Origin of the sequence: Spiroplasma endosymbiont of 'Nebria riversi' (genome assembly GCF_018831625.1) — a bacterium.
GTDB lineage: Bacteria > Bacillota_I > Bacilli_A > Mycoplasmatales > Nriv7 > Nriv7.
The window spans coordinates 1,030,713-1,043,614 of sequence record NZ_CP065193.1; the positions used below are offsets into that span (position 1 = coordinate 1,030,713).

19 protein-coding genes and 1 pseudogene are annotated in these 12,902 nt (G+C 25.2%); 14 read left to right on the forward strand and 6 right to left on the reverse strand.

Going from position 1 to position 12,902, the window contains the following annotated elements:
• The first annotated feature begins 7 nt into the window (after positions 1-7).
• From I5Q57_RS06660 to I5Q57_RS06700, 9 genes are all read left to right on the forward strand, one after another.
• Positions 8-220: a hypothetical protein gene (locus I5Q57_RS06660; protein WP_215825793.1), complete on the forward strand. Its 213-nt coding sequence runs from the start codon at positions 8-10 to the stop codon at positions 218-220.
• A 169-nt stretch (positions 221-389) separates the two neighbouring features.
• Entirely contained in the window at positions 390-602 is a 213-nt protein-coding gene (locus I5Q57_RS06665) for a hypothetical protein (RefSeq protein WP_215825794.1), read from the forward strand.
• Between the two features lie 155 nt (positions 603-757).
• The gene (locus I5Q57_RS06670; protein ID WP_215825795.1) at positions 758-1,240 is read left to right on the forward strand and encodes a hypothetical protein; all 483 of its coding nucleotides are present in this window, start codon (positions 758-760) and stop codon (positions 1,238-1,240) included.
• A gap of 28 nt (positions 1,241-1,268) precedes the next feature.
• Positions 1,269-1,418, forward strand: a complete 150-nt coding sequence (locus tag I5Q57_RS06675) for a hypothetical protein (protein ID WP_215825796.1) — start codon at positions 1,269-1,271, stop codon at positions 1,416-1,418.
• A 162-nt stretch (positions 1,419-1,580) separates the two neighbouring features.
• Positions 1,581-1,781 carry a hypothetical protein gene (locus tag I5Q57_RS06680; protein WP_215825797.1) on the forward strand — a complete coding sequence of 67 codons (201 nt, stop codon included), beginning with the start codon at positions 1,581-1,583 and terminating at the stop codon, positions 1,779-1,781.
• A gap of 277 nt (positions 1,782-2,058) precedes the next feature.
• Positions 2,059-2,259: a hypothetical protein gene (locus I5Q57_RS06685; protein WP_215825734.1), complete on the forward strand. Its 201-nt coding sequence runs from the start codon at positions 2,059-2,061 to the stop codon at positions 2,257-2,259.
• 13 nt (positions 2,260-2,272) lie between these two features.
• Positions 2,273-2,599 (forward strand): hypothetical protein, encoded by a 327-nt coding sequence (locus I5Q57_RS06690; protein WP_215825798.1) that lies wholly within the window; start codon positions 2,273-2,275, stop codon positions 2,597-2,599.
• Between the two features lie 9 nt (positions 2,600-2,608).
• Positions 2,609-2,854, forward strand: a complete 246-nt coding sequence (locus I5Q57_RS06695) for a hypothetical protein (RefSeq protein WP_215825799.1) — start codon at positions 2,609-2,611, stop codon at positions 2,852-2,854.
• A gap of 3 nt (positions 2,855-2,857) precedes the next feature.
• Positions 2,858-3,241, forward strand: a complete 384-nt coding sequence (locus tag I5Q57_RS06700; RefSeq protein WP_215825800.1) for a hypothetical protein — start codon at positions 2,858-2,860, stop codon at positions 3,239-3,241.
• Between the two features lie 86 nt (positions 3,242-3,327).
• On the opposite strand, the pseudogene I5Q57_RS09475 reads toward I5Q57_RS06700, so the two are convergent.
• Positions 3,328-3,531, reverse strand: a pseudogene (locus I5Q57_RS09475) (IS3 family transposase); the annotation flags it as partial.
• Between the two features lie 142 nt (positions 3,532-3,673).
• On the opposite strand from I5Q57_RS09475, the gene I5Q57_RS06705 reads away from it, so the two are divergent.
• The 4 genes from I5Q57_RS06705 to I5Q57_RS06720 all read left to right on the forward strand — a co-directional run bounded on the left by I5Q57_RS06705 (position 3,674) and on the right by I5Q57_RS06720 (position 6,880).
• Entirely contained in the window at positions 3,674-4,084 is a 411-nt protein-coding gene (locus I5Q57_RS06705) for a hypothetical protein (RefSeq protein WP_215825801.1), read from the forward strand.
• 15 nt (positions 4,085-4,099) lie between these two features.
• A complete protein-coding gene (locus I5Q57_RS06710) occupies positions 4,100-5,251 on the forward strand; it encodes a hypothetical protein (RefSeq protein ID WP_215825802.1) in 1,152 nt (383 codons plus the stop codon).
• Between the two features lies 1 nt (position 5,252).
• The gene (locus I5Q57_RS06715) at positions 5,253-5,444 is read left to right on the forward strand and encodes a hypothetical protein (RefSeq protein WP_215825803.1); all 192 of its coding nucleotides are present in this window, start codon (positions 5,253-5,255) and stop codon (positions 5,442-5,444) included.
• A 545-nt stretch (positions 5,445-5,989) separates the two neighbouring features.
• Positions 5,990-6,880, forward strand: a complete 891-nt coding sequence (locus tag I5Q57_RS06720) for an IS481 family transposase (protein ID WP_215825804.1) — start codon at positions 5,990-5,992, stop codon at positions 6,878-6,880.
• A gap of 290 nt (positions 6,881-7,170) precedes the next feature.
• On the opposite strand, the gene I5Q57_RS06725 is transcribed toward I5Q57_RS06720, so the two are convergent.
• From I5Q57_RS06725 to I5Q57_RS09735, 5 genes are all read right to left on the reverse strand, one after another.
• Positions 7,171-7,806, reverse strand: coding sequence for an ETX/MTX2 family pore-forming toxin (locus I5Q57_RS06725; protein WP_215825805.1), 636 nt, complete (start codon positions 7,804-7,806; stop codon positions 7,171-7,173).
• 3 nt (positions 7,807-7,809) lie between these two features.
• A complete protein-coding gene (locus tag I5Q57_RS06730; RefSeq protein WP_215825806.1) occupies positions 7,810-8,148 on the reverse strand; it encodes a hypothetical protein in 339 nt (112 codons plus the stop codon).
• Positions 8,149-8,478: 330 nt separating this feature from the next.
• Positions 8,479-8,838: a hypothetical protein gene (locus I5Q57_RS06735; protein ID WP_215825807.1), complete on the reverse strand. Its 360-nt coding sequence runs from the start codon at positions 8,836-8,838 to the stop codon at positions 8,479-8,481.
• Positions 8,839-9,076: 238 nt separating this feature from the next.
• Positions 9,077-9,220 (reverse strand): IS1/IS1595 family N-terminal zinc-binding domain-containing protein, encoded by a 144-nt coding sequence (locus tag I5Q57_RS10115; RefSeq protein ID WP_440137655.1) that lies wholly within the window; start codon positions 9,218-9,220, stop codon positions 9,077-9,079.
• 18 nt (positions 9,221-9,238) lie between these two features.
• Positions 9,239-9,364 (reverse strand): hypothetical protein, encoded by a 126-nt coding sequence (locus I5Q57_RS09735; protein ID WP_256444882.1) that lies wholly within the window; start codon positions 9,362-9,364, stop codon positions 9,239-9,241.
• Between the two features lie 1,539 nt (positions 9,365-10,903).
• Between I5Q57_RS09735 and I5Q57_RS06745 the strand changes: the two genes are divergently transcribed.
• Positions 10,904-12,901: a hypothetical protein gene (locus tag I5Q57_RS06745; protein ID WP_215825809.1), complete on the forward strand. Its 1,998-nt coding sequence runs from the start codon at positions 10,904-10,906 to the stop codon at positions 12,899-12,901.
• Position 12,902 lies beyond the last annotated feature (1 nt).

Genomic DNA, 12,902 nt, shown 5'->3' on the forward strand with positions numbered 1-12,902 from the left:
AAGAAAGATGAGTATATTTGGATTAGTATTTTTTACAATTTTAACATTATTACTAGCATATTATATTGTGGTTAATATTTATCGGTTTTTTAAAGATAAAAAGAAATATGGTAGTGAAGCAAAACAGTTACCAAAAGATTTTACTTATTCACAACGAATATTTATTGCAAAATTTAAGAAAAATTTATTAGAAAAAGATGGAGAAGAAATTAACAAATAAAAAAATATTTAGAATATTTTTAAAAATACATAGATATGACTAAATTTAACTATAATACAAAAATAAATAAAATTAATCGAATTAAGAGTACAAAAAGGGTTAGAAAAATTAAAAAAATTAAAAAAATGTTAAAAATAAGAAAGATAAATTAAAAGGTAGGAAGAGAAAAGTGAAAGTATGATATGGTATTGCTTCTTCAGAAGAAGAACAAAAGATAGATAGAGTATCGCAGTTATCTGTATATATTAATGGTGATAATAATACTAAACCTAATCGTGTATGAGTGCGTGATTATGGTGTTGGTCATGTAGAGATAGATATTTTTCATGATGCGTGGGTTTGTATTGATGCTATGTTATTAATTAAGGAAGTTGGTTGTTAAATGTTTAAAAAAGTAATTATTGAGTTAATTGAATTAATATATCCAAGTACTGATTTACCACCCCGAGTTGTATTTTTGTTTTCAATTTTAATAATTGTAATGCTGTTTTCAGCCATTATTTTTCTACTCTTTTAACCTTTTAAGCGGTAATTATTATGTTTTTAGTTGTTTGAAAAGATTTAGATTGAGAAATGACAAAATTTTATTTTTGAGATTTATTTATCCAAATTACAACTATTCCGGCGTGAGTTTCTGGTAAAGAAATTGATTTAACCAAAGAACTACTTTGACTTTTAATAGCAAATATTGCCTTTTGAATGGTATTAGTAGTTATTGTCTTATTTAAGGTTATCCTATTTTATAAGGTTAAATTATATTTTGTTTATAAAGGGGGTGATTATATGATTGGAACTTTCTTGGTCGATGCACCAGCAAAAATTACTGGCGAACAAGTGGTTACTAATTTATGAAAAGCATTAATTACAGCATTCGGTAATATTTGAACTGATATTATTGGTGGTAATATGCCAAATGTCATTAATTTTTTTGCTACATATTGAGTTTTCTTGCTTGGTGTGATTATTGGTTTATTTTTGATCGCTTTCAAAATGTTTGAAAAATTAATACCAGGCAGATAGTAATAAAAATAAAGAAAGTGTGATTTAAGTGATGCTATTTTTTAAAAAAATAAATTTAAGATTATATGATTTTGTTGCTTTAAATCGCACTTTATTTATTATTGCGTGATTTTATGATGCGATTTTGCATTATTATAATCCCCAAAGTTGAAGAATGTTATTTGATATTATTTATTAATTGCTTTGTATATTTTATATACTAAAATTTCTCATTTTTTTGCATGGCGTAGTTTTATTAATTTCTTATTAAATTCGCCTTTAAATTTCAGTAATTGGTGCCTTAGGGACTGGAAAAACCGCTTTAATGGTTTTAGCTTCTTATTTATTAAGCGGTTGAAAAATGATTTCTACTTTTCCGATTACGGATAAACAAATGCTTTCATTAGGGTATATGTCTTTATTAGATTATAATTACCCGATATTAGAAGAAAAGCATTTGCTGTTATGAGATGAAACTAACTTATTTTTAGAAAGAACTGACTATAAAGAAAATGATGGAGTAAACCAAGGTTTACAAGAATATTTTTCTTCAGCTCGCTAATTTACCCATACCGTATTAACAAGTGGGCAGCGAGCCGAACATATCTTAGTTAAAGTTCGTGATATTGCTAATAATGTGATTGTGGAAATTCGTAAAAAACCAGTTAGTATCTTTTGTCCTTATTTACAAGTTATTTATGGCACTTTTAAATTGGTAAGCGAATACGAACAATGACGAATTAACTCTGATTAATGCAAAAAATGATAAAAAAGTTCGCAAAATCAAGTATTGTAGCATTCCGGAATTAGATATTTATTTCTTTAAATTGAAAATTCCGATGTCAATTTTAAATCTTTACGATAATAAATATTTATCATTCTTGCGTGAATTAAGTAATCGTGCTTTGAATGATAATTATCAACATAAATTTTGAAATGATAATGTAATGGATATTGAAGCATTAGAATATTTAAAAATGGAAAAATTTAGTAAGATACTTACTAAGTTAAAAAATAATCTGAAGAAGAAAAATAAATAAAGGATTTTAAAAAATGGAAAACTTAGAAAAAATGGCTAGTTTAATTGGCGATATGTTTTATAAAGTTTTTGATTTAATTTGAACTTTAACCATTCCTGGAACAGATATTCGCATTATTATTTTTCCACTAATTATGCTTGTGATAAATCTTGTAATTGGTGGCATTTTAGGTATTCATATTGAACGACCAAAAGTTGTTTTTCTTAAAAAATATCGAAAATCAGTTGCTGATTGAGGAGCTAAGAAAAAATCATCTAGCGGTCCAATTAAGAAATTTAGCGGTAATAGTCCTAAAAACAGACCATGAGTTAACCAACACGGACGGCGAATAAAAAGGTAGGTTTTTAAAATGTTTAAATTGATAATTTTATTTATTCTTGTTGCTGTTTTTTCTATTTTTGCTTTAAATGACTTTTTAGGTTTATGAGCCTATGCGCGTGAGGGTTTAGAATATTTTAATAAAGTTCTATCAAATAATATTAAAATTTTAGATTTGTTTAAACCAATGATAAGGTTATTTTATCAACATCCGATTTTCCAAATTTTAGGAACGATTTGTATTTTATCAACAATATATTTAATTTTAAGGAGTTAAAAAATGAAAAAATTAAAGAAAATATTAAGTATTAAATGATTTAAAATCGTTTTAAGTTTTATACATTTTTTTATCATACTTCATAGTGTTATTACTATAATTTGAGTATTTTTAACGATTCTTCAAATTAAAGGGAATGAATTTTTTAAAGATTTTATACCATTAAATTTTCAAAGTGTATTTTTTAATATTTATCTTTGATTATTAATTATTTATTTTTTAATAACTGGTATTAAGTTAATTATTAAGGTTTATTACTTTAATAAAGTTTTTAGAAAGCATCAAATGCAAGTTGCTAATTGTGAATATCCACAACATCAACAGTATAAATTTTCTGATGCTTTTAAAGCGATAAAAAAGAGTTTTAAGATGTGATGAGATGCATAAGATTATTTCTTGATTTATTATAATTTTTATTGGTTTGGTGCCGTTAGGAGCATTTTTTGGTATGGCAACCCTTTTTAGGACTCTTTTTATGTAGAATGTTGTTTTCTAAATTCAACAGGCGTTAAATAATTTAGGCTGCCGTGAATTCGAATGTTGTTATATCAATTAACAAAATCAAATAATTCGTATTTTAATTATGTTAAATTTTCAAATTTTTTACCCTCAATAAATTCCGTTTTAAAAGTTTTGTAAGTTGTTTCAGCCACAGCATTGTCATAAGGACAACCCCTGATCTTTTAATTTTAAAAGTGCTTAAAATTTAATCAATAATTTTATTTTATTTGAAAGTCCACATAAATATGGTCCAACTTATTGTAACCTATCCATTTTGATACAAAACAACCACCAAAACCCAATATGGAACAATACTTTATGAAACGAAAAAAACGAGCAACTAATCCTAGTCAATGCGGCAATAGTTGTGAATTAGAGTTTGTTAGCATTAAAAATACATTTTTTAATGTAGAGAGTTTCGGCTCTGCCGGAAGAATAACTTTTTATGATGAAAGTGTTCTTTTTCCAGATGATATGTCTGAAAAAATCTTTTTAATCGAAAATCAAAGTATTAATAATCCTATAAGGGATTTTTTTGAACGAGAAGGTGTTTATAAATCAAAACCATCTGAAGATATATTGACTACTTATGGCTGAGAAATTCTTAAACTTGAAAGTATTAAAGTGTCATTTTTTTATTTAGATAGATATCAATTAAATAAACCACAATATTTTATAAGTTCATTTTCAACTAAAGCGCCACTACAACCAGAGAAAGATAAGGAGTAACCGTTACCAACCGAAATGACTAAAAAAGATGGTGAATATCAATATAATCAGTTTCAAGATAAACTAGATTATTTGATGATACAACGCCGAGATTTTGATAAATTTAATTATAGTTATTTATATTGAGTGCCAATTTTTAATTTCTTTGATGAGAATTTTAAATATATGCGTGAAATATCAATTAAATTAAATGGTTTTAAACAAAATAGTAAATTTATTTTAAGTCGCAAAAATTCATATCCACCCGGTTTTATTGAAAAAGTTATTTTTAGAGAACTTTCCTTTTCTGGTTTTGGTGATGTTATTACTATAAAAACTGAGCACGGTAGTATTGTGGGCAATAATGAGTTTTTAGAAAATGGTAAATCACTTTGAAAATCTGGCTCGCGAACAAGATTTGGAAAAAATTTTATCAATACCTTTTTTGGACAAATTAATTATTATGGTAATACTTTCCATTTTTTACGCTATGATGACAAATTAAAGACTGATTTTAAAGATTTTATGATCCATTATCAAAAAGATTTAACTATTTATTTTATTAATTGTTTATTTAATAAAATCTATAAAGTTTTAGGTGAGTTTTTTGTACAATTCTTTTATGTGAATTTTGATATGGATGTTTCTACTTATGTAGAATTAGATTACAAAGGGATGCAACAAATTCCTAAAAATGTTTTACAAATGGGTTTTTTCTATCGTTCCTTAATTACTTTTTATCCCAAACAGTATTTAATTAACTTTGGTTCAACAATCGAAAATAGTAAGAATATGATTTTTCGTTCTCATTTCTTTGTTAAAGATAAACAAATTGCCAATGGTTTTAATACTGGTAAAAGTTCTTATCAAATAGATTTTAATGTTTTAAAAGCGTATGATAACCAACTATGAAACGCTACTAGTAATAAAATGCATTTTTACAACGCCAAAGTTGGTGTGATGTATGGAATTAATATTTTTACGCGAACTTTTCCACTATATAAAAAGAATAATGAAAGTAATGAATATCATTATTCTTTATACGATTTTAACATTTTGAATTCAACGGCCTTTATTGGTGGTGGAATAAGTGGTGGTAACATGAATGATTTAATTCCGACGCCTAATTGTTCTTATTGGGGATCATTTATTGCTATATCCTGTGGTATTTCAGTATGCTGCTGTTAGCGTGTTAAATTGATTACTTGGTCTTTCGGGGATTAATCTTTTAATTCGCCCCCTTGCGGATATTTCTAAAACAACGATTAATTTTACCAAAACCGCCTTTCCGGTGTTTGAAGTTATTCCTGCATTTCAGATGTTATTTGAATTTGTAGTGCCGTTAGCAATCTTATTAATGATATTAAAAAAGTTCTCTTAAATATTGCCATTATTTTTTATAATATAATTCCTTTAAAAGGAGGATTTTTCTTTATGTGAAAATTTTTATCAGCTTTAAATTTAGTATGTGTAATGTTTATTTTCGGATGTAGAAGTAATGTTTCTGAAAAAAAATTACAATTTTCTAGTTTAAATAATACATTTTTAATGTAGAGAGTTTTGGCTTTGCCGGAAGAATAACTTTTTATGATGAAAGTGTTCGTTTTCCAGATGATATTTTTGAAAAAAGCTTTTTAATCGAAAATCAAAGTATTAATAATCCTATAAGGGATTTTTTTAAACGAGAAGGTGTTTATAAACCAAAATCATCTGAAGATATATTGACTACTTATGGCTGAGAAACTCCTAAACTTGAAAGTATTAAAGTGTCATTTGTTTATTTAGATAGATATCAATTAAATAAACCACAATATTTTATAAGTTCATTTTTAGCAAAAATACCTAATTAATTAGCAATTTTAATAAATATGTTTGAAAATCGTATTTTTTGTAATATGGTTTTCTTAATTTAAGGAGTTTAAAAAAATGAAATATATTATTCCCCAAGCTGATTTAGCGGATTTAAAAGCAAAAATCCAAAGCTGACTAAGAGCTAATTGACGTAATCCTTATTACTATAAAACTAAAAACCGCATTACTGCATATTTAAATTTATGTACTTATTTTTATATTGAAGAAACTACTTTAACAAAACTTATTAAAAAATATTTTAAGAACGCAACGAAAACCTTTTATCGTTGGGCACAAAAAATTATAACTGCTTATTATTCGGACAATTTAGATTTGTTATTGTTTAAAACTACAAAACCACAAAATCTTAATTATCAATATAGTTTAAATTATCGTGAAAAAGTATGTGATTTATATTTTGATTACAAAAATCTTCAAGCCGGTGGAATGTTGTCTTTATTTAACAATTTAAAAATCGGTTTTCATGATATTAAAAATTCAGAAGTTCCTAAAAATATCAAGACTTTTTATCGTTGAATTAAATCTGACCCTCGTTGAAAAGAATTAAAACAGCAAATCAAACAAACAAAACGCCATTTTAAGCGTTATGAAGTATCTGATATCGGCCTTTTACAAATGGATGCCAAAATCATTACCACATCAAATTTTTCGGTTGATAAAAAATATTACATTTATGATTTCATTTACGAAATAACACGGATAGTGCTTGGTTATGTTCATGATAGTTTAGGACCTAATAATGCTATTAATGCTGTGCAAAGAGCAATGAAAGATTTTGGCGCGCTTGGCATAACAATTAAACGCCTTCGTGCTGATGATGCTCCTGAATTTACTACTACTAACTGAAGTAATAAAAAAGCATACAAAGTAAAAGAAAGGCCTTTTATAACCTTTCTTTCAAAAAATGGAATCGTTCAATCTTCCCATTGGATTGAGGCGAACTAATTGGCGTGGTTTCGTGAACGATTCCACCAACATTATAACAAATTATTTTATTCCAAGGATAAAAAATTAAATCAAAATGAACTTCAACATTATTTAAACAAATATTATTACTTTTATAACTTTTAACGCTGTCATTCATCATTAAACACTAAAACTCCGTTTCAAACATTACAAAAATTTTTAACAAAGTAATTTCTAGAAGTTTAAATAATTATTTTTTACAAAATATTTAATTTGTTGCTCCGGTTACGGAAGCGCCCACCCCTAAAAAACTTAATATTTTATCATTTTTATTTTACTTCATGAAACTCAATATTACCATTAAATCCTTTTTTTAATGACCAACTGGCTTTTCCATTAAAAGTTATGGTGTCATCATTATTTATTGTAATTTCTTGTGGTAAAAGATTATATTCTTTTAATTTTTGCATAATTTCTTTAATTGAAATTTTAAATGATTTTTCTTCATTACTTGTGTTTGTTATTTGTGAAATAATTTCACCATAAATATTTTGTGTTAATTTTAATATTACTTGTGCTAAAACTTCATCTAATGAAGCAGTAACCTTAATCTTTTGATTTGGGTTAACTTCAATTTCTTGTGAAGGTAATTCCACTTCTGAAATTTCTTTAAATTCATTTGTTTTACTGTTTGAAAAATCAAATGTATTATTTAAAGTTTTTGTTTCTGATGACATATTTGTATTTGAAGAACCATAATTGTCTCCGACTCCGGAATTAGCAGAAACTTCTGCAAAAGGTCATATTCCTCCGCTTGTACTTAATTCAATATTTCAATTATGTTCCATACTTGAAGTATAAGTTTGTTCCGTTCTTTTTTCTTCACTGTTTGTTTTACTTAAACCTGTAGTAATTTGAGAATTTACGGTTGTTTCTTTTGCATATTTACAACTCGGTGTTTTCATATTCTATTTTTCAGGTAAATTATGAAATAATGTGGTTGTTCCAAAACAAATACTTTTACTATTTTTATTGTATGTTGTTTCAATACTTTTTGTTACTGTTACATCTGAATATATTAAATCATTTGTATTAATATTTTTAATTTCTTTTAAAGTAGTTGATTTGTTCTTATCTCTAAAACTTAAAAATATACTTTTTTTAATTAATTCATTCAAATTAATAATTTTATTTTGTTTATTATCTATTACATAGTAAATTTTCTTTTTATCAAAATATTTATTACTATTATTTTTTGCTTTAATTGTAGCTGATGTATTTGTTTTATTAATTACTTCTAATTGCAAAATATCTAAATCAGGATTTAAAAAATTTAATTCATTAAAAATAGCTGTATCACTATTTTTATTAATATGTTCTAAATTAATTATTTTAATTAATTTATTTAAATCTTGTCTGATTGAAAAAGAAACTTTTTTATTGCCGCAATAAGAAGAGCTATTATTTTTTGCTTTAATTGTAGCTGATGTATTTGTTTTATTAATTACTTCTTTTAATTTTGTCGAAAACTCTTGATAAAATAAAAAAAATCATCAACTTGATAATTTTAAAAGGCTTTTATGTAAAATTACTATTTTTACTTTAATTTTTTATACATTAAAATATAATACCGCTGTTTATTGGTTTGGAGTTAAAAACTTATGTTGGTATTTTCATTTTCAGAGATTTAAATAATTTTGAATATTAGTAAAACCTAAACCATGATAATGAATTAAGGCTTCTTTAAGACTAAATTGTAATTTACTGATTTTATTTAAGTTACGATAACTAGCTTCAGGATTAATTGTTGTTTTAGTTACACATAAAGTAGAATCTGTTTGTTTTGCTACTAAAAAATATAATTTTTGCATATCAGAAGTAATAATTGAATTTTGGTTAATTAATTCTTTGTTCATATTTTCAATAACTCATTGTTTTTGTAAACGTTTGGTGTTTGTGGATTTAACATAAATATTGTTATTATTATCAACTGCCATTTGAATACAGCATTTAGTATTAGTTGCGAATGGGTCAAGGTAAATTCTTCGTGGATCAGTTTTATGTTTGAAATTTCCTTTATGAATTTCTTTAATAAATATTTCATCGATTTGGATTTTACCAGATAATTTTTTAAATTTTAATTGGGTATTTTCTAATTATTTTGATTTCATTAATTTTTGACGATTATATCAAGCGGTTTTTAATGTAGTTTTAATAAAACGAGAAATTGTTTTACTAGATTGCCCTAGCAATGAAATTTGAATCAATAAATTTCGCGTCAAAACTTGCACGGCAATTTTTATATAAATATTTTTGTTTTCCTTCTGAATTATGTCCATTTTTAACGCAATGGTAAGATTCACATTTAGGAAATTTAATACCTCGCGCTCTAAATTTTTAATCAATTTCATTTAAACGTTTTTGTTTTTTTATTAATTCTGCTTGTTGTTTGACTTTTTCATAAAATTCTAAAAATTGATCATCTGTTAAAGTATTTACTAGTTCTTGAATTATTTTTTCCATAATTATTATCCACCTCTATCATATTAAAAATATACCTAAAATTAAGTATATTCAATAAATATCAAGAGTTTTCTACAAAATTAAAAATTACTTCTAATTGTGAAGTATCTAAATTAGAATTTTTGAATTTTACTACTGTTAGAATTGTATTTTGATTATTATCATTTAAAGCCCCTAAACTAGTATTTTTAATAAATTCTTCAATATTTTCAAATTTATTGCTAGGGCAATTATTAAAACATTGTAGTGATACACTATTTTTGTTTAACTTTGCATCATCCCAAATTTCCATGTAAAGCCCATAATTTATTTTTGAAGACATATAAACATTATTAATTACTGAAAAATCACTTCAGATAGCGTTAGCAATTTTCCAATAATGATTTCTAGGACATTCATTTTGATTAAAAGTTATATTGTCAAGTATATTAATAAATTTAGGTTTAAATGTATCATAATTATTACTTTCGTTATATGCTTTTTGAATTTTTACTCAATTATCTCTCGAAAATCAAGGTCAATAATTACGCTTACCCGTTGAAAAAAGCTGACTATTTATTCTATTTTCATTTCGCGATTTACTATATCAACTTCTTTTGATTATATTTAATTTTTCTAAATTATTTGTTTTTAAATAATTTATTTCACTTTTTACTTAAATTGGGGTGTTTCCAACAATGCCCGACATTCCGCTTCCAGCTATTGTTATAATTCCTAAGATTCCTAGTAATTTTTTCATATTAATTAAATCCCTTTCGCGAATTTTTACTAATTAACAAAATTTACAACACCATTACCTTTCTCCAAAAATTAATCTACATTCTCTTTACCTAGGAATTTAATTATAAACTATTTTAAGAAATTCCAGCTTTATTTTATAATTTATCATCCCTTTTTTAAAAAACCTCTTGTGTTTGTCATAAGTCTGTGGTATATTACATACTTTTTTTAATTTTGTAGAAACCATATACATATGACAAGATTTTGGTTTCTACACGTTTAGTTTTCTTAGGTATTGCTTTGAAGAATTAAAACAATCAACTAATTATATTATTTAATTACTAAACTAACCACACCTTTCTTGTTATTGTCATTTTTACTCATTACCATTTTATCATATTATTGAATTTTTACACAATGAAAAATTATTAATGGTCGCGTTTAGTTTTCTTAGGTATTTTTAAAAAAAGAAAAAATAATCATTTAATATAAATTATTTCAATATGCAAACTAAGTATATATATCCTATGTATGATTTTTGTTATAAAAAATTATTTTAATGTTGTTTTTATAACCTTTTATTAAAATTATGTTTGTTAATATTAAATATTTTGTTTTATTACTTATTTTTAAAATAAAATAATAATTAAATTATAATTACTTTTCTTTTAAAATTATTCAAATCTTTACCCACCCAACAAAACTTTATGCGTCCCCAAATCTTGTCATATGTATATGGTTTCTACCATATAGTGTATAATATGTATTGTAAAATTAAATATTTTATGAAAACTAATATTTAAGGAGTGATTGAGATTAATGAAGAAAAAGATAGTTTTACCATTTGCTTTGGCGTTATCAATAAGTCCAATAATGACATCAGCAGCTTGCTCCAATAAATGAGAATTTATTGGTGATGATGGTTCGCAAGTACTTCTTGACCTACCGACATTAAAATTTAAAGAATTAGATGATTTTTCAGGAAAATTAGATCGAATTACAATTGATCAACTTTTCAATAATTTCATTATTGTTAATGAAATTAAAAAAGAACAACTTGTTGAGTTTACTAAACGCTTACAACTATCTGTTCTTAAAAGCAAAAAAAATGATCCGATATTTAAAAAAAGTTACGATAATATGATGACCAATTTAAATACTTATATTGAAGGAACTTTACATAAACAATGAGGAAATAATAAAACCAAAGAAGAAGCTAAAGAATATAAAAAATGAGGCGGTGCAGAAGGATTTAAAGATCATTTATTATTAGATAATTCTACTCCCAATAATGTTTATGAAACTTTTCGAAAAAAATTTATTAATGACTTTCAAATTGATTATGACTGCTATAGTATGGAGCAAATTAAAAGAATTGCCAATGATTTAATAAAGAAAATCAACAGCGATGGTGATAATTTTAACATTGATTTATGATATGGTAGCAAAACCGAAACCGAAACTCGGAACCGAGCGTTAAGAAAAGCATATGAACTTAATGATAATAATGAATTAAAAGAAAAAATTAAAAGTCTTTTCAATACTTTTGCTATTAAGCCAGAAAACCTTGTTAAATTTGATGAGAGCAATAAGATAATGATGAACCCTGATGCTCAACAATCAAATAAATTAAGTAAAGAGCAAAAATTTATTGCTGAACAATGATATTTTAATTTAAAACCGTTATTAGTTTCTCAAATTAATTTTAAATATGATGGTAAAAACAAAAATGGTTTAGAAGATAGCATTGAAACAAAAGATTTTAATGAAAATAAGAATTTAAAAAACATTAATGATTTTTTAAGTGATGCTAAAAGTAAATCTTTTGAACAATTGGCTGGTTTATATAGCGATGATAACAAAACAACCTTTGGTCAATTACCTAATTTATTAACTTTAGATAGTTCTAATGATAAATTTAGTCCAATGTTTAAAGCAGCGACTTATGATTTAGCATATGATGGTACTGATGGTGGAAGTATCCCAACTGACTTTAATGCCCTTTTAAAGGTTTTAAATGATGAACGAAAAGATAGCAACAAAAATATTATTTTTAAAAAAATTAAAATTGGTACTGATAAAGTTGTTTTTATTGCTGATACGAATGAAGTGCGTTTTATTAAAATTAATGGTTATGACGACTCACGAAAAGGTTATGATGCTGATGGTGATATTGGCGAAAATCAAGAAAGTGACGGCAAATATCCGGCAATAACTTCACCTGTAAATATGCGTCTTGCTAAAACTCCCTATTTACAATATTTATTTGATGAATTTAAAAAACGCGTTGATGATAATCCTCAAAGTGAAAGTTCTGGTTTTAATCCTTTGAATGAAATTAAAACTTATACTGATTTTTCCCAAAATAATATTGACAATAATGAAAACTGATGATTTTGATTTTGAGATATGATGGCGTGATTAGAACGAGATGATGATGGACCAAATAATGAATGATATAAAGAATACATTGAATTTGACCAAGATAAATGAAGTGCTATTTTAGGTAAAATATTTAAAACTTCTCGTTCGTCACTGTTAGGAACTAAAATTAATATTTTAAGTAAAAATCTAAATGATGAAAATGATGCTATTAATAAGATTCCTTCCAATAAAAATAAAACTATTGGAGCATTAATTGATGTTAATACAGTTATTAATGATAACTTTATGAATAATAAAGATAACTTATGAACTATTAAAGGGAATACTCCCCCGCCTATTAAACCTAAAAACAACCATTCTTTAACAGGGAACCTTTATTCATCAACAGAAATTAGTAACTATTGATTACCTTTAGAAAAGGAGAAACATTAAG